Origin of the sequence: Burkholderia latens, from assembly GCF_001718795.1 — a bacterium.
Classification (GTDB): Bacteria; Pseudomonadota; Gammaproteobacteria; order Burkholderiales; family Burkholderiaceae; genus Burkholderia; species Burkholderia latens_A.
On record NZ_CP013435.1, the window covers coordinates 1,636,883 to 1,655,451 of the forward strand.

Below are 18,569 nucleotides of genomic sequence, written 5' to 3' on the forward strand. Positions count from 1 at the left end.
ATTTCCTTGCGCGAGTGGCGCGCTTGATTCTGAATGTGGCGCCGATCATAGCAAAATCGCAATCGACCACTAAATATCGTTTGTTTATGACTATATTACGCGGCGCGATCGCGTGCGATGGCCTTCACGCATTCGGCGACGAGTGCCGGCCCGCGATAGATGAAGCCCGTGTACAGCTGGACGAGCGATGCGCCGGCCGCGAGCTTCGCGCGCGCGTCCTCGCCCGAGAAAATCCCGCCGACGCCGATGATCGGCACCGCGCTGCCCACTTCCGCGTGCAGCTTGCGGATCACTTCGTTCGACGCGTCGAACACCGGGCGGCCGGACAGGCCGCCGGCTTCGTCCGCATGGGGCAGCCCCTGCACGGCCGCTCGCGACAGCGTCGTGTTGGTGGCGATGACCGCTTCGATCTTGTGGCGCAGCAGCGTGTCGCCGATCTCCTTCACCTGTTCGTCGTCGAGATCCGGCGCGATCTTCAGCGCGAGCGGCACGAGCTTGCCGTGCAGGTCGGCGAGGCGCTGCTGCTTGTCCTTCAGCGCGGCAAGGAGTGCGTCGAGTTCGCCCGCGCCCTGCAGCTGCCGCAGATTTTTCGTGTTCGGCGACGAAATATTGATCGTCACGTAGCTCGCGAACGGGTACACGCGCTCAAGGCAGTAGAGGTAATCCTCCGCGGCGCGCTCGATCGGCGTGTCGGCGTTCTTGCCGATGTTCAGGCCGAGGATGCCGCGATAGCGGGCTGCCTGCACGTTCTTCACGAACTGGTCTACGCCGTGGTTGTTGAAGCCCATCCGGTTGATCAGTGCGTCGGCCTGCGGCAGGCGGAACATCCGCGGGCGCGGGTTGCCCGGCTGCGCGCGCGGCGTGACCGTGCCGACCTCGATGAAGCCGAAGCCGAGCGCCGCGAGGCCGTCGATCGCGGCGCCGTCCTTGTCGAGACCGGCGGCAAGGCCGACCGGATTGCGGAACGTGAGCCCCATCACGGTGCGCGGCGCGTCGGGCACGCGGGCCGACAGCGCACAGGCGAGGCCGGTGCGGCCGGCCGCGCCGAGCGCGCGCAGCGTGAGGTGGTGAGCGTCTTCCGCATCCATCTTGAACAGGGATGCGCGGGCCAGCGGATAGAGGGAACTGAACACGGGAATTGGGCGGACAGCCGGAATGAATGACAACCCGCTATTTTACCGGGAGTTGCACGGCAAAGGCGCGGTTCGGTTCGTAGCGCGGCTGCACCGTGCGCCGTACTGCGCCGCGCCGTGCACTGGCGGGTTCGCGGGCGGTGGCGACGGCACGTTGTCGCCGTGCGGTCGCACCCGTGGCGTGCGCGTCAACCGGACCCGGAATGCCCGCCCGGCAGCGGCGCGCGCGCGAGTGCGGCATCGACCGGCGGCAGGTCGATGCGATCCGGATCGAGTATTTTCCAGCGCCCGTCGAGCAGCCCTTCGAGCGGATGGAAGTTCGCCTTGTACGCCATTTTCGGGCTCTCGCGGATCCAGTAGCCGAGATACACGTACGGCAGGCCGAGGCTCTTCGCCTGCTCGATCTGCCACAGGATGTTGTATGTGCCGTAGCTCGTGTGCTGGTCGTCCGGCTCGAAGAACGTATAGACCGACGACAGACCGTCGCCGAGGATGTCGATCATGCTGACCATGCGCAGCTTGCCCGGCTCGCCTGCCGGCGCGTCGAGGTCGCGGAATTCGACGAGTCGCGAATTGATCCGGCTCTGCAGCAGGAACTGCTCGTACTGGTCGCGACTGTCGCGGTCCATCCCGCCGCCCGCGTGGCGCGCGGACTGGTAGCGCATGTACAGTGCGTAATGCTCCTCGTCGTAGTGCAGCGGCGAGACCGTCGCGACGAGCGCGCGGTGGCGCTTCCACATCCGGCGCTGCGTGCGCGACGGCTTGAATGCGCCGACGGGCACGCGCACGGGCACGCACGCGCGGCAGCCGTCGCAGTACGGGCGATAAGTGAACACGCCCGAGCGCCGGAAGCCGGCCTTCACGAGCTCGGTATAGATGTCGGAATTGATCAGGTGGCTCGGCGTCGCGACTTGCGAGCGCGCGATGCGGCCGTCCAGATAGCTGCACGGATAGGGCGCCGTTGCATAGAATTGCAGCGCCGAAAGCGGTGAAAGCGGCAGCTCAGTCGGGTGAGTCATGGGCAGCTCTCGATGCAGGGAAGGAGTGCCGCGCTAGCGCTCGTTCCCGGAGGGAGTCGCCGGTTCGGCGGGGCCTGTCAGCGCGGCGAGCACGCGCTTGTCAAACTGCCACGGAATCGGCGGTTCGGTTACCGCGCGGCGCACGTGAGCGACAAAGGCTTTGCGTGCGATCTCGCGGCCACCGAGCGACGCTAGATGCGACGTATTCTGCTGGCAGTCTATCATTTCCAGTCCGTGCTCGCGAAGGTGGGCGACGAGGGTCGCGAGCGCGATCTTCGACGCGTCGGTGACGTCGGCATACATCGATTCGCCGAAGAACATCCGTCCGAACGCGACGCCGTACAAACCGCCGACGCGGCGCCCGTCATGCCACGTCTCGATGCTGTGGGCGTTGCCGGAACGATAGAGCGACGTATAGGCGTCGATGATCTCGGCCGTGATCCACGTGCCGCGTTGCCCGCGCCGCGGCGCCTGAGCGCACGCACGCATCACGCCCGGAAAATCGTGGTCGACGCGCACCTCCCACGCGGGATTGCGCAGCACGCGCTTGAGCGTCTTGCGCAGCGACGGGGCCACCTTGAATTCGGCCGGCACCAGGATCATCCGCGGATCGGGGCTCCACCACAGCACGGGCTGGCCGTCGGAATACCAAGGAAAGATGCCGCGCAGATACGCGTCGATCAGCCGTGACGGCAGCAGGTCGGCGCTCGCGGCCAGCAGCCCCGGCGCGCCGGTCGCGGCGCCGAGCGCGCGCTCGATGGGCGGGAACGGATCGTCCGGGCCGAGCCAGGGAACCATGGGTGCGGCTCAGCCGTTGCGCAGCGAGCGGAAGATATCGCCGGTATGGACGCCGTAGTCGCCGGCGGCGCGATCGGCGAAGAAGAAGCGCAGCGTCTGGCTGACGGTCGGGAACGCGATTTCGTCCCACGGGATGTCGGCTTCGTCGAACAGCTTGACTTCGAGGCTTTCCTCGCCCGCCTCGTACGCAGGATCGACCAGACGCGCCAGGTAGAACAGGTGGACCTGGTGCACGTGCGGCACGTTCAGCAACGTGAACAGGTTCTGCACTTCGACGCGTGCGCCGGCTTCCTCGAGCGTTTCCCGTGCTGCGGCCTCGGCCGTCGTTTCGCCCATTTCCATGAAACCCGCCGGCAGCGTCCAGAACCCGTAGCGCGGTTCGATCGCGCGGCGGCACAGCAGCACCTGATCGCCCCAGACCGGCACCGTGCCCACCACGTTGCGCGGATTCTGGTAATGGATCGTGCCGCAGTGATCGCAAATGAAGCGCTCGCGGTTGTCGCCCGGAGGAATGCGCGCGATGACTTCGTGACCGCAGACGGAGCAGAATTTCATGTCGAGTGGAAGGGACGAGGTGATGCGAGTGTATCACCGGGGCGGGGCATTCTCGAACGCGAGCGCGCGTGCGTGACGCAGGCTGCGAAGCCCACGATGCGACGTGCGCCGCCGTGCGTGGAAAAACAAAAAGCCCGGCATGGAGCCGGGCTTTTTGCATCGAATCGGGACGTTGGTTGCGGGGGTAGGATTTGAACCTACGACCTTCGGGTTATGAGCCCGACGAGCTGCCAGACTGCTCCACCCCGCGTCCGTCGAAGAATTGAATTATAGGGAGTAACGCGAATGCGTGCAAGCACTTTCTGACAATCGTGCTGCGATCGACAGCGGTGTCCTTGTAGGGCCGGTACGGCGGGCGCGTGCGCTAGAATCGAGCGGTTTGCTTGTCGTTCATTCCTGCAGCGGGCCGCGCGTCATTGCGCCGGCGTCGTTGTCACCCTCACTACTGCATCGACTGATTCATGGACATCGCTCACGATCTGCAATCGATCGGCGCGCAGGAACAGGCGCTCGTGTTTTCCCATTTCGACCCGGCACGTGCGTGGGCGCTCGGCAATCGGATGCATGCGCTCGCCACGTCGCGCGGGCATGCGATCGCAATCGACATCGTCACGTTCGGGCAACCGCTGTTTTATGCGGCGCTCGCCGGCGCGACCCCCGACAACGCCGACTGGGTGCGCCGCAAGCGCAACGTCGTCGCGCATTTCCGCCGCAGCTCGTATGCGATCGGGCTGCGCATGCAGCAGGCCGGCGCGACGCTCGCGGACAAGCACGGGTTGCCGATTTCCGAGTATTCCGCGCACGGCGGTTCTTTTCCGCTGACCGTCGCCGGCGCCGGCGTGATCGGCTCGATCACCGCATCTGGGCTGCCGCAGCGCGCGGATCACGAGTTCGTCGTCGAAGCGCTGTGCGCCGAACTCGGCCAGGACTACGCCGTGCTGGCGCTCGCGAGGAGCTGAACGATGCAGCTTCCAGGTTATGCATGGCTCGCGATCGCAATTGTCGCGGAAGTGATCGGCACGTCTGCGCTGCGCGCGGCAGACGGTTTCACGCGCTTGTGGCCGTCCGTGCTCGTCGTGGCCGGCTACGGCACCGCGTTCTACTGCCTGTCGCTCACGCTGCGCACGATGCCCGTCGGCATCATTTACGCGGTTTGGTCGGGCGCCGGTATCGTGCTGATCACGCTCGTTGCGATGCTGCTCTATCGTCAGGTGCCGGATCTGCCGGCGGTGATCGGTCTCGGACTGATCGTCGCGGGCGTCGTGGTGCTGAACCTGTTCTCGAAGATGCAGGCGCACTGAGCGTGCGCTTTCACTACGCCGGATGGCTCACATGACCGATTCCACTCCCGCTTCCGCGGAATCCGCCCAGCCCGACGTGCGCGCGTACGTCGCGAACCGTATCGGCTATCTCGAACTGAACCGGCCGAAGGCGCTGAATGCGCTGTCGGTTGAAATGATACGCCTGATGCAGCAGGCGCTCGACGCGTGGCGCGATGACGCCGAAGTTGTTGCCGTCGTTGTGCACAGCCCGCATCCGCGCGCGTTCTGCGCGGGCGGCGACGTGCGCTTCTTCCACGACGCGTGGCGACGGGGCGACCGCGCCGCAGTCGACACGTTCTTCATCGACGAATACACGCTCAACCATACGATCTTCACCTATCCGAAACCGTACATCGCGCTGATGCACGGCGTCGTGATGGGCGGCGGCATGGGCATTTCGCAGGCGGCCCGGCATACGGGCGGGCTGCGCGTCGTCACCGACTCGACGAAGATGGCGATGCCCGAAACGCGCATCGGCCTGTTCCCGGACGTCGGGATGAGCTGGTTCCTCGCGCGCACGCCCGGCGCGCTCGGCCGCTATCTGGCCGTGACCGGCGCGACGCTCGATGCGGCCGGCGCGCTGTATGCGCAGCTCGCCGACGTCTACGTGCCCGATGCCGCGTTGCCGGCGCTGCTCGACACGCTGCGTACCGCGCGCATCGACAGCGGTGCGCAGGCCGTTGCCTGCGTGGCCGACGCGGCTGCCGCGCACAAAGTCGTGCCGACGCCTGATACGTCGGCGCTGGCCGATGCGCGCTCCGGCATCGACCGGCACTTTGCGCGGCCCGATATCGGCGCGATTCTCGCGTCGCTCGACGCCGAGCAGGACTGCGCGGCCGTCGACGGATGGGTCGAGAAGGCGACGCATGCGATGCGCACGCAATTGTCGCCGCTGTCGATGGCCGTATCGCTCGAACTCGTCGAGCGGGCCCGGGGCGCGACGATGGCCGAGTGCCTGCGGCGCGATCTCGATCTCACGCGCTCGACGTTCGCGCGCGGCGACGTGATCGAGGGCGTGCGCGCGCTGATCGTCGACAAGGATCATCAACCGGCGTGGCGCTTCAAGTCGACCGCGGACGTCGACCGTACGGACGTGCTCGCGATGTTCGACAGCCCGTGGACGCCCGATACGCATCCGCTGCGGAATCTGAAGGACTGACGCCGGCGCGTGGCCGAATCGACACGGCACACAAAAAAGGCCGCCTGCATGCTCGTGCAGGCGGCCTTTTCGCAGGCGGATGCCGTTCGGTCGGGCGGCGCGCAGCGCGCGGCGCCGCCGTGTGCTTCATTCGTCGCCGGCCTCGTCGGACATGAACGCGCGCATGAACACGAGCGCGCCGAATCCCCACACCGCATTCGCGGCGAAACCGGTCGCGAGCACCGGCATCATGTTGCCGGACGGCCAGATCCCGCGCAGCGGATCGATCGCGAACACGCGCGCGGCGGTGAGTACGATCCCGCCGAATACCAGCGCGCCGATCCACGGAGCTTCCCGTTCCGGCGACACGCGCAGCAGCCACGCCATCGGGATCGCGCAGCATGCGCTGATCAGCGCGTTCGCGACGAATTCAGGAATGCCGAGCGGCGCGAACGGTTGCGTGGAAAACCCGGCTGCCGCGATCAAGTCGGCCGTGTGCAGCAGTGCGAGCGTCGCTTCGCGGAAGAAGAGGGCGGCCAGGAAGCCGGACAGAAACGGCAGGATGACTTTCTGCATCGATGAGTGCATTGCAGGCGCGGTCGGCCGGGGCTGTCCGCGCGAAGTTATTCGGATAGGTGCGCCATTATAGGGCCCGGCCGACACGATATTCGCTGCAGCGTCGTGCTAATCACGAAAGCGGAAAACCTAAGCTCAAAAAAATCGTTCCAAAGCCCTGCACCGATCCATAGACTGATTTCCCAGAAACAGCCGTGCAATCGCGTACTCGCCCGCTGCACGGCGTGACCGGCGAGCCATCCCGATTCGAACGCACACCATGCATGCGTCGCGCCCTCGCGACGCGAGCAGGGCGTCGTTTTATCCCGATTCCGGCAAGGACAGTGAAGCAGGAGCAGCAGATGAATGTTTTCTGGTTTATCCCCACGCATGGCGACAGCCGTTATCTCGGCACCGCCGAAGGCGCGCGCGCCGCAGACTACGACTATTTCAAGCAGATCGCCGTCGCGGCCGACACGCTTGGCTACGAGGGCGTGCTGCTGCCGACCGGGCGTTCGTGCGAGGACGCGTGGGTCGTCGCGTCGAGCCTGATTCCGGCGACGCAGCGTCTGAAGTTCCTCGTCGCGATCCGTCCCGGGATCGCGTCGCCGGGGCTGTCGGCGCGGATGGCCGCCACCTTCGACCGCCTGTCCGGCGGCCGCCTGCTGATCAACGTCGTGACGGGCGGCGATGCGGCCGAGCTCGAAGGCGACGGCCTGTTCGCCGATCACGACACGCGCTACGAAATTACCGACGACTTCCTGAACATCTGGCGCGGGCTGCTGTCCGCATCGCACGAGAACGGCGGGTTCGACTACATCGGCAAGCACCTTCAGTCGAAGGGCGGCAAGGCGCTGTATCCGCCCGTGCAGCGGCCGCACCCGCCGCTGTGGTTCGGCGGGTCGTCGCCGGCCGCGCACGCGATCGCAGCCGATCACATCGATACATATCTGACTTGGGGCGAACCGCCCGACGCTGTCGCGAAGAAGATCGCCGACATCCGCGCACGTGCCGACGCGCGCGGGCGCAAGATCAAGTTCGGCATCCGGCTGCACGTGATCGTGCGTGAGACCGAGGATGAAGCATGGCGCGACGCCGAGCGGCTCATCAGCCGACTCGACGACGACACGATCGCCCGCGCGCAGAAGGCATTCGCGAACATGGATTCCGAAGGCCAGCGCCGGATGGCTGCGCTGCACGGCGGCAAGCGCGGCGGCCGCGAGGCGCTGGAGGTCTATCCGAACCTGTGGGCCGGCGTCGGGCTCGTGCGCGGCGGCGCGGGCACCGCGCTCGTCGGCAATCCGGAGCAGGTCGCGGCGCGCATGCGCGAATACGCGGATCTCGGCATCGAGACGTTCATCCTGTCCGGCTATCCGCATCTCGAAGAGTCGTACCGTTTCGCCGAACTCGTGTTTCCGCTGATCAAGGGCAAGGACGCAAAGCGGGCTTCCGGTCCGCTGTCGGGGCCGTTCGGCGAGATCGTCGGCAACAACTACCTGCCGAAGGCGGCCCAGAGTTGAACGAAGGAGGCCTGCAATGACTACCAAAACGTCGACGACAGGCGCCGTGGCCGCACGTGCATGGCGCGGCGTCGCGCCATGGCTCGTGCCGCTCGCGCTGCTGGTTGCATGGGAAGTCGGCGCGCGCGTCGGCTGGCTGTCGACCCGCGTGCTGCCCGAACCGATTGCGGTCGTGCGGGCCGCGTGGTCGCTCGTGAGTTCGGGCGAGATGTGGGCGAACGTGAAGGTCAGCACCTGGCGAGCGCTGTTCGGCTTCGCGATCGGCGGCGGCGTGGGCCTTGCGCTCGGGCTCGCGACCGGCTTGTCGAAAGCGGCGGAAGTTGCGCTCGATTCGACGATTCAGATGATCCGCAACATTCCGGCGCTCGCGATGATTCCGCTCGTGATCCTGTGGTTCGGGATCGACGAGAAGGCGAAGCTGTTCCTCGTCGCGCTCGGTGTGTTCTTCCCCGTCTACATCAACACGTATCACGGGATCCGATCGGTCGACGCAAACCTGATCGAGATGGCAAAGAGCTACGGCGTGCGCGGCTTCGCGCTGTACCGCGACGTGATTCTTCCCGGTGCATTGCCGTCGATTCTCGTCGGCGTGCGCTTCGCGCTCGGGCTGATGTGGGTGATGCTGATCGTCGCGGAAACGATTTCCGCGCAGTCGGGCATCGGCTACATGACGATGAACGCGCGGGAATTCCTGCAAACCGATGTGGTGGTAGTCGGGATCCTGCTGTACGCGGTGCTCGGCAAGCTGGCCGACGTGCTCGCGAAATGGATCGAGCGCGTGACGCTGCGCTGGCACCCCGCTTATCAATCAGGAGCGAAGGCATGAATGCGACGACTTCGGCGGCCGCCTACGGCCCGCTCGCCGGCGCGGACCTGGACGTGGAGCTGGCGCAGGCGCGCGTGGCGGATGACGACGCACGCAATGCGGCAATCGTCGACCGGGACAGTGGCGCATCGATCGTGCCGCTCTCCCGGCGGCGCACGGGCGGCCCGGCGCAGGACGACGCGGTGACGTTGTCGGGCGTCAGCAAGCGTTTCGGTTCGCGTACCGTGCTCGACAACGTCGAGCTCGGCATCGCGCGCGGCAGTTTCGTCGCGATCGTCGGGCGCAGCGGCTGCGGGAAATCCACGCTGTTGCGTCTCGTCGCGGGGCTCGAGGAACCGAGCGGCGGCACGCTCGTGACGCGCGGCGACGGCGGCGGCGCGCTCGACACCCGGATCATGTACCAGGATGCGCGGCTGCTGCCGTGGAAGACCGTGCTGCAGAACGTGATGCTCGGCCTTGGCCGCGGCGCACGCGATCAGGCGCGTGCGGTACTCGACGAAGTCGGGCTGTTGGAGCGTGCGAACGACTGGCCCGCGCAGCTGTCCGGCGGCCAACGGCAGCGCGTCGCGCTCGCACGCGCGCTCGTACATCGGCCGCAATTGCTGCTGCTCGACGAGCCGCTCGGTGCGCTCGACGCGCTGACCCGCATCGAGATGCATGCGCTGATCGAGCGGTTGTGGCGAGAACACCGGTTCACCGCGCTGCTCGTCACGCACGACGTGCAGGAAGCCGTCGCGCTCGGCGACCGGATCCTGCTGATCGAGCAGGGACGTGTCGCGCTCGACCAAGCGGTGCCGCTGGACCGGCCGCGTGCGCGTGCGTCGGCCGCATTCGCGGCGCTCGAGGATCGCGTGCTGCAGCGTGTGCTCGCGGGTGGGCCCGGCGGTGCCGGACAGCCTGTCGCCTCTGAAACCAATCACGTACGACCGGCCGGGCAGATCCGCTGGGCCGTTTAAATCCGGGCGGCATCGGCCGCCCGTTCTCGGACTTTTTCTTCGGAGCGATCAACCCGATGAGCATTACTGCAATCAACGTGCGCAACCAGTTCAAAGGCAAGGTTAAGGAGATCATTCGCGGGCCGGTCGTGTCCGAGGTCGACGTCGAGACGCCGTTCGGCATCGTCACGTCGGTGATCACCACGCGTTCGGTCGACGAACTGGAGTTGAAGGTCGGCGCGGAAGTCGTCGCGCTGGTGAAGTCCACCGAGGTGTCGATCGCGCGCCTCTGATCCCGTTGTGTGGCGCCGGCGGGCTGCGTACGGACTACCGGAGCGCGGCGGCCGGCGGCCTTGCCGCGCGTTTGCCTCTGTATTCGGCGTCCGGACGAAGTGCTAGGATGGAGCGACACCGATGCCGGAGGCCAACGCATGACCCCCATCCTTTCTCCCGAAGCCATCGAGGCGCTGAAGTGGATCGACCAGTTCGGCGACAGCCGGGCGGTTCCCGCTGCGTTCGACGACGTGGTCTATGCGTTGCTGAACGAAGGGCTGATTTACCAGGCGGCCGCGGACCGCGTCGACCTGACCGCCGACGGCAAATCCGTTTTGTCCAACGAATACGATTGAGCGCACGGCGCCGGCCGCCAAAGCGGCCCGGTGCCGCGTCGCGACGGAGCGAACGATGGAACCGAGAGGCAGCGATCTCGGCGACTTCAGCGAGCCGTACCGCGGCTACGAGATCGAAGTGAAGACCGAGCAGGTATGGGACGGTGAGCGTGCACACTTCCGCGTGCTGCAAGGCGACGCCGTGCGGATCGACTGGCGGCGCGTCAAGGTCGACGGGATGCTGCTGACCGAACGGCGCGTGATCGAGCGCGTCCTCGACGAAGCGCGGCGGGCCGTCGACGCCGAACTGGGCGGTGGCGGAGCGGTCTAGTCCGGGCGCCCAGCCGGTCCGGCGGCGTTGCGGTAAAATGTCGGGTTATTTCCCGCGCCGCTTTCCGTGCCGAATTTCATGTCCGCTTCGTCTTCGCTTCCTCCTCGCCGTGTGTCCGTGGCGCCCATGCTCGACTGGACCGACCGTCATTGCAGGTCGTTTCATCGCACGCTGACGCGCGACACGTGGCTGTATACGGAAATGATCACGACGGGCGCGCTGCTGTTCGGCGACGCGCAGCGGCATCTCGCGTTCACGCCGAGCGAATCGCCGGTTGCGCTGCAGCTCGGCGGCAGCGAGCCGGACGATCTCGCGCGTGCCGCGAAGCTGGGCGAGCAGTGGGGCTATGACGAGATCAACCTGAATTGCGGCTGCCCGTCCGAGCGCGTGCAGCGTGGAGCGTTCGGTGCGTGCCTGATGAACGAGCCGCAGCTCGTGGCCGACTGTGTGAAGGCGATGCGCGACGCGGTGTCGGTGCCGGTTACGGTCAAGCACCGGATCGGCGTCGACGCGGTGGAGGACTACGCGTTCGTGCGCGACTTCGTCGGCAAGGTGGCGGAAGCCGGCTGCGAGACGTTCGTCGTGCATGCGCGCAATGCAATCCTGAAGGGGCTGTCGCCGAAGGAGAATCGCGAGATCCCGCCGCTCAAGTACGACTATGCGTACCGGCTGAAGCGGGATTTCCCGTCGCTGGAGATCGTGATCAATGGCGGGATCAAGACGCTCGACGAGGTTGCGCAGCATCTCGAGCATGTCGACGGGGTGATGCTCGGTCGCGAGGCTTATCACAACCCGTACGTGCTCGCGGGCGTCGATGCGCGCTTTTATGGATCGACCGCGGCGGTGCCGACGCGCGAGGAGGCCGAGGCGAAGCTGATCGAATACTGTGCGGCGGAACTGAAGCGCGGCACGTATCTCGGCGCGATCGTGCGGCATGCGCTCGGGCTGTATCGCGGCGTCGCCGGTGCGCGCGGCTGGCGTCGCGTGCTGTCCGACAACAAGAAGCTCGCACGCGGCGATCTGGCCGTGTTCGAGGAGGCGCGTACGCATCTGAACGTCGCCGAAGAAATTTTTGAAAAAAATGCTTTGCAAGATTCAAAAGTGTTCGTATAATCTTGTTCTTCGCTGCTGAACACGAAACGAAACAGCGAAGAAACAAAGCAGTATCAGTGGTGGCTGTAGCTCAGTTGGTAGAGTCCAGGATTGTGATTCCTGTTGTCGTGGGTTCGAGTCCCATCAGCCACCCCAAAATTCTGAAACAAAACAGGCGCTTCGGCGCCTGTTTTGTTTTGCGCGCAAAATTCGGAGCGATTACATCGCTTCAACCGGCGTCACCCCCCCGTCACTCCCGCGGCGTTCCGCCCACGATCAATCCATCCGTATTGCACGAGCCGCTCGTCGCAGTTTCGATACTGTGCCCAAGCGACGATGGTCGTCATTCACTCGCGCCGCGCGGCAGCCTCCCGTCCGCTGGCGCGTCGGCGCAACAAAGCGGCGCCCCCGTTTCGCGGCACGCATCGCGAGAATTTGGCGGAATAGGCCAGAGGCTTGGCGTCAGCAGCCGATGCTTAACATGCGTGCATTGGGTAATGTGGTGACTTCCTCGTGCCCGCAGTTTTGCAGGCTCGTTCGGTCCCGACGACCCGGAACGCGTCGGGACATTTTTTGTCGGCGCGCACCGCGAACGAATCAGAGGACAGCCACGCGACAACGCGCGCGTGCAATGCGCGCGACACGCCGCGGACCGCAGCAAATGAATTACGAACCTCATGCTCGGTGCGTCTGAGCCCACTGGAACGTCACGCGCGGCGCAGCACATTCCACAAAAAGCGAGGCGATGTGTCCGTTACTCCCCGCAATACCTGACGAGCAAATCCGCTTCCGTTTCATGCACTTCGACCGGCACACTCGTCGCCCCCGCATATGCGAGATAGCGCGCGCGATGCTGGCCGTTGCGGAACGACGCGACGCCGACCTTCGACAGGCCCGGGATGCCGAGCAGCGTCCGCGTTCTCGTCTCGCGAAACGTGATGAACGGCATGTCCGGAATCCTCGCTTTGGCAGGGTCGAGAAAGTCGCGAATGCCGGCGGCTTTGCCGGGCGCCCAGTACTGGACCGACGGCAGCACATAGTCGGTCGTGTCGCGGTCGGCGCAAACCAACAGCTTCGTCAGGTCGACGGTCACGACGCGGTGGCGCGAATCGTCGGATGCGAATATCCGCTTCAGGTGCGTGTACGCATAGGTGGCGTGTCCCGGAAGCTGCACGATCCATACATCGACGCCGTGATGTTGTGCCCGAACGAGTGTCATTGTTTCCTTGAGTGGGGAAGCGGTCTTTGCGGCGCGAGTGTAGCAGCGGCGCCGCGCTCGCGAGGCGGCCGAAACGCCGGCCAGATGTGGCGAGATCATCTGCCGGGAAGCGCTGCATGGAGACGATCGCAAAACGCAGGCGGCCGGCATTTTCAAGCGACGTCGTCAGACTGTGAGAATATCGCGATACCTTCTGTCGGAATGACGGGCGGCGACGGATTCACAGAAGGTTCACGCAACACGTGAAGCCGTCAATTGCAACGCTTGCGAGAACCGAGTGCGGATTATTGACCAGCGAAAATCATGTCATCGGAACTAAAGATCGACTATCTCGATTACCGTTTCACGGCGACACTCGCGACGCGCGAAACGGGGCGGGTCGCCGTGGTCGACTGGCAACTCGATTCCGTCGGGCGAGGCAAGACGTTCGCGTGGACGCTGCTCGACCGGTTCTTGAAGCGCAACGATTTCGCGCACCCGGAAGATGCGCGCGCGAATATCGTCGAGTGGCTCGACCAGCTGGGGACCACACGCGGTGCAACGCCCCCGGACATGACGGCGTCACCCGCGGCGGCGATCGGCGGTGTCACGCGCCGTGCTGAAATCGGCGCGGTTAGCGCAGTCGAAACTGATTCTTCCGTCGCGGAAGTCATTAGCGACGTCGGCGTCGAAATTGCCAGCGATCTCGGCTGGATCGACATGATTGCCGAATGGTTCACGGACGGTCCGGCATAGCGTCGGACTCGCCTCTCCGTCAAGCGGGCGATGTCAATCGCGAAACGTCGCTTCGCCAAAAAACCGATAGAAAATCACGGATACGAGAACAGCGGAATGACGGCGCTCGGCGAAGGAATACGACATGCCGGCGAGCGGCGCACGATTAAAAATCGCCTGTATAAATCGAAAAATCCGGACGCTGGAATGCGCAATCTCGACTGCCGCGACGCTGTCCGAAACCGCCCGATATGAACGGCCCGTCGATCGATTTATCGCCAGAGAGAGTCGCGACCGCTGCGCTGCTCGCCGGTGTGCCGCGCCGACGATGTCGCGATGCGCGCGTCGCGTCGCATGCGGACGTTTTCCCGCCGCAAGGGTGAGTTGCCGCACATACCGTTGCACGGGCCGAGGTCACAATCTTACCGGTTGACCGTTCTACCCCGGCCCGGTCAACCGTTTCCCCGCTCGCTCGCGCAGGAGCGGGGCTTTTTGCCCGTCCGACGCATGCAGGCCGCGCCGGCGGAACGGGACAGGCGTTCGGCACACGGCGTCTCGCGCCGCGGCATCCGTTCGCCTGATCCGCATGAATCGCTTTCCTCGTGCCTGAGCGCTTGCTTGGGCCCGTCGCCGGCTGTGGCCAGCGACGCCTTGATCCCGGCGGCGTGCCGTCGCGCTGCCGGGATGTTTTTTGTACTGAATCCGTCAAGCCGAATTCCGTGCGCCGCACGCGCGTCGGCCTGATCAACCTGCCTGCTCGATGCTGGTTTCCCAGCCGTCGTATTCGCCGCCGAGCGCGCGTGCCTCGGCATTGATCTCCAGCGTATGGCGGGTAATATCGGCGAGCGCCGTCGTGCCTTCGTGCGCGAATCGTACGGCCGATTTGCCATCCTCGGTGGGGGCGACCGACTCGACGAGATAACCTTTCGACTCGGCCCAGTCCGCGAATTGATGCGCATCGCTCGGTTCCGCGAAGTACGTCCAATGCATCACGCGCCGGCTCACGTCGCTCACGTCGCCTTTCTGGCGCAGCGCTTCCAGCACGCGCATGTCGCGCATCAGTTGCCAGTCGTCGTCGGTCGGGTAGAGCGTACGCCAGTAAGTTTCCTTGTCCGGATCGTCCTGGTAGGCGTACTGAAGCGCGTAGGTCGTCCGTTCGGCCAGCGAGTCGACGATTTCGGCCGCTGCTTCCTCGTCGAACGGCACATAGAAAAGGAAATCCTGGTTGCCGTCGACTGTGATGCGGCCGACCTGCACGCCGTTTTTCGCGGTCACGGCCGCGTCCAGCAGATCCTCGATCTGTGTGAGACCGGCGAACTCGTCGCTGCTCGGCAGGCCCTCGGGCGTCGGATCGGCAAGCGCGACGCGCACGCTGAGCAGCGACGTGCGCGGGTCGGTTTCCGCGATCTCCGCGAAGCCGTGATTGAAGCTGATGAAAGCCTGATGGTCGCCCATTCTGGCCGGGAAGGTTCCCCAGGCGTCGGTCATGTGTTTCTCCCGTGCACGATTGTCTGTTGACGGTTGCAAAGCGTCCCAATGTATCATCGAAAATCAGGTTGGCCGAAGCGCTCGTCACGCGTCGGGCAACGGCCGGTGCCGATCGAATTCGTGTTGCCGACACGCCGCCGTTTGGCTTCGTCGTCCGGCCGTTGCCGGCCGCCACCTTTTCGGAGGAGAGACCGATGTCGATGTTCGCGGTGAATGGTGTCCGAATCGATGTGCTCAGCGCGCGCGTCACGCACGTTCGCTGGGCGGCCGTCAATCCGGCGGACCGGTCTTGGGCCGCGACGCCGAGCGAGGCGACGGTCGCGGAAGTGGCGCGCGCGCTTGCGTGCGGCAGCGAAGTTCGTGCCGTGTTCGACGAAACGGACGGAACGGCGGTCGGCCCGAGGCTCAAGCGCGTGCTGTATCGCGACGCGTCGGAAGGCATCGAACTGGACATCGACGCAACCAACGAGTCGCGCACGTTGCGCGATCTTCCGCAGATCTGAGCGGAGAGGGGCGCGAGCGCCCGCGAATCGCTCAAGCAGCTATCTTCCTAGCGAGGACGAAGCCATGTGCCGATCCCTCATCGTGTCGTTGGCGGCCGCTCCTTGTCTGATGCTCGCCGCCTGCCAGACCGAACCCGTGCACCCGTCGCCCGAGACCGCATCGACAGCGGTTCCGGCGTCACCAGCGGCGCCCATTCGCGGGATCGCTTTCGCTCCGCACCTTACGGGGCAGAGTCACTGGAGTGTCCATCAGTGCACGTCCGACGGTACGGCCAACGCATGCAATTGACGAGGCCGCCGATGCGCCGGGCGAAGCATGTCTGCGGACGGTTTCCAGCTGCCATGTCGATCCGCACGCGCATACATTGGCGGGCGTCGCGCATGACCGGTAGTCCTGCCGGCCGCTGGTAACGGCTCGTTTGCCAGGCGTCTGCCGTGTCGCGCGAAACATGTCGCGGACAGCTCGGCGTGCTCGATGAACGCGTCAGTCACCCGGATCGGTTCGCCGCATCGAGGATGCTTCGGGCCAGATCGCGCCTTCGAGAACGAAAAAAATATCGGCACGCGTGTCGATTTGCGTCGATCCCGTTCGTCGTAGCGTCGGGGGCGTACGCATCGTGCGTCCGCCCGTTTTTCGACACGACAACCGACTGAAGGAGCGACACCCATGGCCACCACCGTCAAGCCGATCCCGGAAGGGATGCGCACGCTGACGCCGCACCTGATCTGCGCCGGCGCCGCCGCCGCGATCGAGTTCTACAAACGCGCGTTCAACGCGACCGAACGGTTTCGCCTGCCGACGCCCGACGGCAAGCTCGCACACGCATGCCTCGCAATCGGAGATGCGACGTTGATGCTCGTGGATGAAATGCCCGAGCACGGCGCGCTCGGTCCGAAAACGCTGAAAGGTACGCCGGTCTGCCTGCACCTGTTCGTGCCGGATACGGATGCGGCGATCGCACAGGCCGTCGCGGCGGGCGCGACGGTCCGGATGCCGGCCGCGGACATGTTCTGGGGAGACCGCTATGGACAGATCGAGGATCCGTTCGGCCATCGATGGTCGATCGCGACCCATCAGCGCGACCTGACGCCGGAACAGATCGCGGAAGCGATGGCGAGCGCGCCGCCGTGCGGGAGCTGAGCGGGCCCGGTCAACCGGATTGAGGGCGACCGGCGGCGGGCGGCAAGCGCCCACGGTCGCGTGTGCGCGTGCACGACTCGTCGCACCTACGCGCCGTCGGCCTTGCCGCGCTGCTTGTCCTCGTACATCCGGCGATCGGCTGATTCGAGCAGGTCGGCCACCGTGCGATGCCGCGCGGGATCGTACGCGACATGGCCGACACTGAACCGGATCGCATAACCGCGTGCGTCGGCGGCGTTGCGCCGATCGAGCGCCTCGGCGACGCGCGCGATCGGCTCGCTGACGTCAGCCGCCTCGGTGGCGCTCAGCAGCACGACGAATTCGTCGCCGCCGAGCCGGGCGATCACGTCGCTGTCGCGCAGGGCGGCGGTCAGCGTGTCCGCGAATGTCTTGAGCGCGCGGTCGCCCTCCGCGTGGCCGAACCGGTCATTGATCGCCTTGAAGCCGTTCAGGTCGAAGAACAGCAATACCGCGTGCCGGCCCACACGCTCGCACAGGCTCAGCACGTGGCGCGCGAGGATCTCGAAGCCGCGCCGGTTCGTCAGTTGCGTCAGCTCGTCCGTGGTTGCCAGATGCAGTGCCGCGATCTCGCGTTCGGTCATGTGCGCGAGATCGCCAAGCAGTGCGCGTTCGTCCGCGGAGAACTCGCGCGGCTGCGTGTCGATCAGGCACAGTGTGCCGACCGGCGCGCCGTTCGGCGCTGCAAGCGGCCGGCCCGCATAGAAGCGAATGCCGGGCTGGCCGGTGACGAGCGGGTTGTCGTGAAAACGATCGTCGTTGCGCGCATCCTGGATCACCATCGTATCGCTCGCGAGCAGCGCATGCGCGCAGAACGAGACGTCGCGGGACGTCTGCGCGGCGTCGAGTCCGGGATGGCTCTTGAACCACTGGCGATTCTCGTCGACGAGGCTCACGAGCGCAATCGGGACGTTGAACAGTCGGCGCGCGAGACGCGTGAGCCGGTCGAACCGTTCTTCCGGCGGTGTGTCGAGGATCGATAGCGAATGAAGCGTCTCGAGCCGGGCCGCCTCATCGGCCGGTTTGGCAGCAATCTGCATGGGCTTTTGTCTCTGGTCCAGCCACAAGGCCGGACATCGATCGTGTGTCGCTCGGGGCTGCGCACGCGCGGGGTGTCTTCACGCCGCTGCTGTCGCCGCCATCGAGTGCGTATGGGACAGTATCGCGGATTCTGAGCGCCGCCGCCATGGTCTGCGACCGGCACATCATGCATGACGCAGGCATGATTTTTTTGTTTGACGTCTCAAGGCGTGCACGACGATGCCGTAAACAGGACGAGATCAATCGTTCACCTATCGCACCATGGTTCGTCTTCTGTACGCGGGTTATCTCGCGTTTGCGTTGTACTTGCTGTACCCAATGGTCCAGAACACGCTGAATTTCAGCACGGAATGCGTACTCGGGGCGTTGCCGGGCGCCGCGCATGACGGACCGAAGCCTGCCGTAAGCGACGCGCATGCGCGCAGCTGCGTCGCGTCCGCGCAAATCTCCGAGCGATCGCCAGGCATCCACTGATCCAGCTCGCTGCGGCAATGCCACGCTCGGCGCGCCGGCCATTCGGCCAGATTGATTGGCGGCCGAGGTGCGCCGATCATTGACGACATCACGCAGCGAAGGCGGGCAACGGCGAGCGCCCGCGTGACGCACCCGGCTG

The 18,569-nt window shown here is 65.5% G+C and carries 24 protein-coding genes and 2 tRNA genes; 16 read left to right on the forward strand and 10 right to left on the reverse strand.

The genetic code is table 11. The annotated features are described in order from the left end of the window. Positions 1 to 95: 95 nt before the first annotated feature. The 5 genes from WK25_RS07695 to WK25_RS07715 form a co-directional block, all read right to left on the reverse strand. Positions 96 to 1,133: a quinone-dependent dihydroorotate dehydrogenase gene (locus WK25_RS07695; RefSeq protein ID WP_040144097.1), complete on the reverse strand. Its 1,038-nt coding sequence runs from the start codon at positions 1,131 to 1,133 to the stop codon at positions 96 to 98. Between the two features lie 188 nt (positions 1,134 to 1,321). Then, entirely contained in the window at positions 1,322 to 2,152 is an 831-nt protein-coding gene (locus WK25_RS07700; protein ID WP_040144098.1) for an arginyltransferase, read from the reverse strand. A 33-nt stretch (positions 2,153 to 2,185) separates the two neighbouring features. Further along, positions 2,186 to 2,950, reverse strand: a complete 765-nt coding sequence (aat, locus tag WK25_RS07705; protein WP_040144099.1) for a leucyl/phenylalanyl-tRNA--protein transferase — start codon at positions 2,948 to 2,950, stop codon at positions 2,186 to 2,188. Positions 2,951 to 2,959: 9 nt separating this feature from the next. Next, entirely contained in the window at positions 2,960 to 3,505 is a 546-nt protein-coding gene (locus WK25_RS07710; RefSeq protein WP_040144100.1) for an NUDIX hydrolase, read from the reverse strand. Positions 3,506 to 3,678: 173 nt separating this feature from the next. Next, a tRNA-Met gene (locus tag WK25_RS07715) sits at positions 3,679 to 3,755 on the reverse strand. 211 nt (positions 3,756 to 3,966) lie between these two features. Between WK25_RS07715 and WK25_RS07720 the strand changes: the two genes are divergently transcribed. The 3 genes from WK25_RS07720 to WK25_RS07730 are packed head-to-tail and all read left to right on the forward strand — an operon-like array spanning position 3,967 to position 5,986. After that, positions 3,967 to 4,464, forward strand: a complete 498-nt coding sequence (locus tag WK25_RS07720; protein ID WP_040144101.1) for a heme-degrading domain-containing protein — start codon at positions 3,967 to 3,969, stop codon at positions 4,462 to 4,464. A gap of 3 nt (positions 4,465 to 4,467) precedes the next feature. After that, positions 4,468 to 4,806: a DMT family transporter gene (locus tag WK25_RS07725; RefSeq protein WP_040144102.1), complete on the forward strand. Its 339-nt coding sequence runs from the start codon at positions 4,468 to 4,470 to the stop codon at positions 4,804 to 4,806. Between the two features lie 31 nt (positions 4,807 to 4,837). Next, a complete protein-coding gene (locus WK25_RS07730; RefSeq protein WP_040144103.1) occupies positions 4,838 to 5,986 on the forward strand; it encodes an enoyl-CoA hydratase/isomerase family protein in 1,149 nt (382 codons plus the stop codon). Between the two features lie 126 nt (positions 5,987 to 6,112). Here the strand turns inward: WK25_RS07730 and WK25_RS07735 are convergent, their stop codons facing one another. Continuing rightward, complete coding sequence (locus WK25_RS07735) at positions 6,113 to 6,541, reverse strand: hypothetical protein (protein ID WP_040144938.1); 429 nt, start codon at positions 6,539 to 6,541, stop codon at positions 6,113 to 6,115. A gap of 341 nt (positions 6,542 to 6,882) precedes the next feature. On the opposite strand from WK25_RS07735, the gene ssuD reads away from it, so the two are divergent. From ssuD to WK25_RS07775, 8 genes are all read left to right on the forward strand, one after another. Then, positions 6,883 to 8,040: an FMNH2-dependent alkanesulfonate monooxygenase gene (gene ssuD, locus WK25_RS07740; protein WP_069241953.1), complete on the forward strand. Its 1,158-nt coding sequence runs from the start codon at positions 6,883 to 6,885 to the stop codon at positions 8,038 to 8,040. Positions 8,041 to 8,056: 16 nt separating this feature from the next. Then, entirely contained in the window at positions 8,057 to 8,866 is an 810-nt protein-coding gene (gene ssuC, locus WK25_RS07745; RefSeq protein ID WP_040144104.1) for an aliphatic sulfonate ABC transporter permease SsuC, read from the forward strand. Next, positions 8,863 to 9,822, forward strand: coding sequence for an ATP-binding cassette domain-containing protein (locus WK25_RS07750; RefSeq protein WP_040144105.1), 960 nt, complete (start codon positions 8,863 to 8,865; stop codon positions 9,820 to 9,822). The genes ssuC and WK25_RS07750 overlap by 4 nt, the downstream gene beginning before the upstream one ends. A gap of 56 nt (positions 9,823 to 9,878) precedes the next feature. Continuing rightward, the gene (locus WK25_RS07755) at positions 9,879 to 10,094 is read left to right on the forward strand and encodes a TOBE domain-containing protein (RefSeq protein WP_006400187.1); all 216 of its coding nucleotides are present in this window, start codon (positions 9,879 to 9,881) and stop codon (positions 10,092 to 10,094) included. A 138-nt stretch (positions 10,095 to 10,232) separates the two neighbouring features. After that, the gene (locus tag WK25_RS07760) at positions 10,233 to 10,430 is read left to right on the forward strand and encodes a hypothetical protein (protein ID WP_006758004.1); all 198 of its coding nucleotides are present in this window, start codon (positions 10,233 to 10,235) and stop codon (positions 10,428 to 10,430) included. A 55-nt stretch (positions 10,431 to 10,485) separates the two neighbouring features. After that, on the forward strand, positions 10,486 to 10,740 hold the full coding sequence (locus WK25_RS07765) for a hypothetical protein (RefSeq protein WP_069241357.1): 255 nt from the start codon (positions 10,486 to 10,488) through the stop codon (positions 10,738 to 10,740). A gap of 126 nt (positions 10,741 to 10,866) precedes the next feature. Then, positions 10,867 to 11,853 (forward strand): tRNA dihydrouridine(20/20a) synthase DusA, encoded by a 987-nt coding sequence (gene dusA / locus WK25_RS07770; protein ID WP_069241358.1) that lies wholly within the window; start codon positions 10,867 to 10,869, stop codon positions 11,851 to 11,853. A gap of 59 nt (positions 11,854 to 11,912) precedes the next feature. Next, a tRNA-His gene (locus tag WK25_RS07775) sits at positions 11,913 to 11,988 on the forward strand. 598 nt (positions 11,989 to 12,586) lie between these two features. Here the strand turns inward: WK25_RS07775 and WK25_RS07780 are convergent. After that, the gene (locus WK25_RS07780) at positions 12,587 to 13,051 is read right to left on the reverse strand and encodes a plasmid fertility inhibition factor family protein (protein WP_040144114.1); all 465 of its coding nucleotides are present in this window, start codon (positions 13,049 to 13,051) and stop codon (positions 12,587 to 12,589) included. A 303-nt stretch (positions 13,052 to 13,354) separates the two neighbouring features. Here WK25_RS07780 and WK25_RS07785 point away from each other — a divergent pair, with 303 nt between their 5' ends. Continuing rightward, positions 13,355 to 13,786: a hypothetical protein gene (locus WK25_RS07785; RefSeq protein ID WP_069241359.1), complete on the forward strand. Its 432-nt coding sequence runs from the start codon at positions 13,355 to 13,357 to the stop codon at positions 13,784 to 13,786. Positions 13,787 to 13,819: 33 nt separating this feature from the next. Here WK25_RS07785 and WK25_RS31170 read toward each other — a convergent pair whose 3' ends face one another. Beyond that, positions 13,820 to 14,158: a hypothetical protein gene (locus WK25_RS31170; RefSeq protein ID WP_156789020.1), complete on the reverse strand. Its 339-nt coding sequence runs from the start codon at positions 14,156 to 14,158 to the stop codon at positions 13,820 to 13,822. 351 nt (positions 14,159 to 14,509) lie between these two features. Continuing rightward, the gene (locus WK25_RS07790) at positions 14,510 to 15,253 is read right to left on the reverse strand and encodes a DUF695 domain-containing protein (protein ID WP_069241360.1); all 744 of its coding nucleotides are present in this window, start codon (positions 15,251 to 15,253) and stop codon (positions 14,510 to 14,512) included. 194 nt (positions 15,254 to 15,447) lie between these two features. Between WK25_RS07790 and WK25_RS07795 the strand changes: the two genes are divergently transcribed. The 3 genes from WK25_RS07795 to WK25_RS07800 all read left to right on the forward strand — a co-directional run bounded on the left by WK25_RS07795 (position 15,448) and on the right by WK25_RS07800 (position 16,897). Then, positions 15,448 to 15,756 (forward strand): hypothetical protein, encoded by a 309-nt coding sequence (locus tag WK25_RS07795; RefSeq protein WP_040144117.1) that lies wholly within the window; start codon positions 15,448 to 15,450, stop codon positions 15,754 to 15,756. A 64-nt stretch (positions 15,757 to 15,820) separates the two neighbouring features. Next, on the forward strand, positions 15,821 to 16,045 hold the full coding sequence (locus tag WK25_RS32320) for a hypothetical protein (RefSeq protein WP_080294580.1): 225 nt from the start codon (positions 15,821 to 15,823) through the stop codon (positions 16,043 to 16,045). A 378-nt stretch (positions 16,046 to 16,423) separates the two neighbouring features. After that, positions 16,424 to 16,897: a VOC family protein gene (locus WK25_RS07800; RefSeq protein ID WP_040144118.1), complete on the forward strand. Its 474-nt coding sequence runs from the start codon at positions 16,424 to 16,426 to the stop codon at positions 16,895 to 16,897. An 86-nt stretch (positions 16,898 to 16,983) separates the two neighbouring features. Here the strand turns inward: WK25_RS07800 and WK25_RS07805 are convergent, their stop codons facing one another. Further along, positions 16,984 to 17,955, reverse strand: coding sequence for a sensor domain-containing diguanylate cyclase (locus tag WK25_RS07805; protein ID WP_040144119.1), 972 nt, complete (start codon positions 17,953 to 17,955; stop codon positions 16,984 to 16,986). Between the two features lie 262 nt (positions 17,956 to 18,217). Between WK25_RS07805 and WK25_RS32040 the strand changes: the two genes are divergently transcribed. Further along, a complete protein-coding gene (locus WK25_RS32040) occupies positions 18,218 to 18,430 on the forward strand; it encodes a hypothetical protein (RefSeq protein ID WP_059544199.1) in 213 nt (70 codons plus the stop codon). Positions 18,431 to 18,569 lie beyond the last annotated feature (139 nt).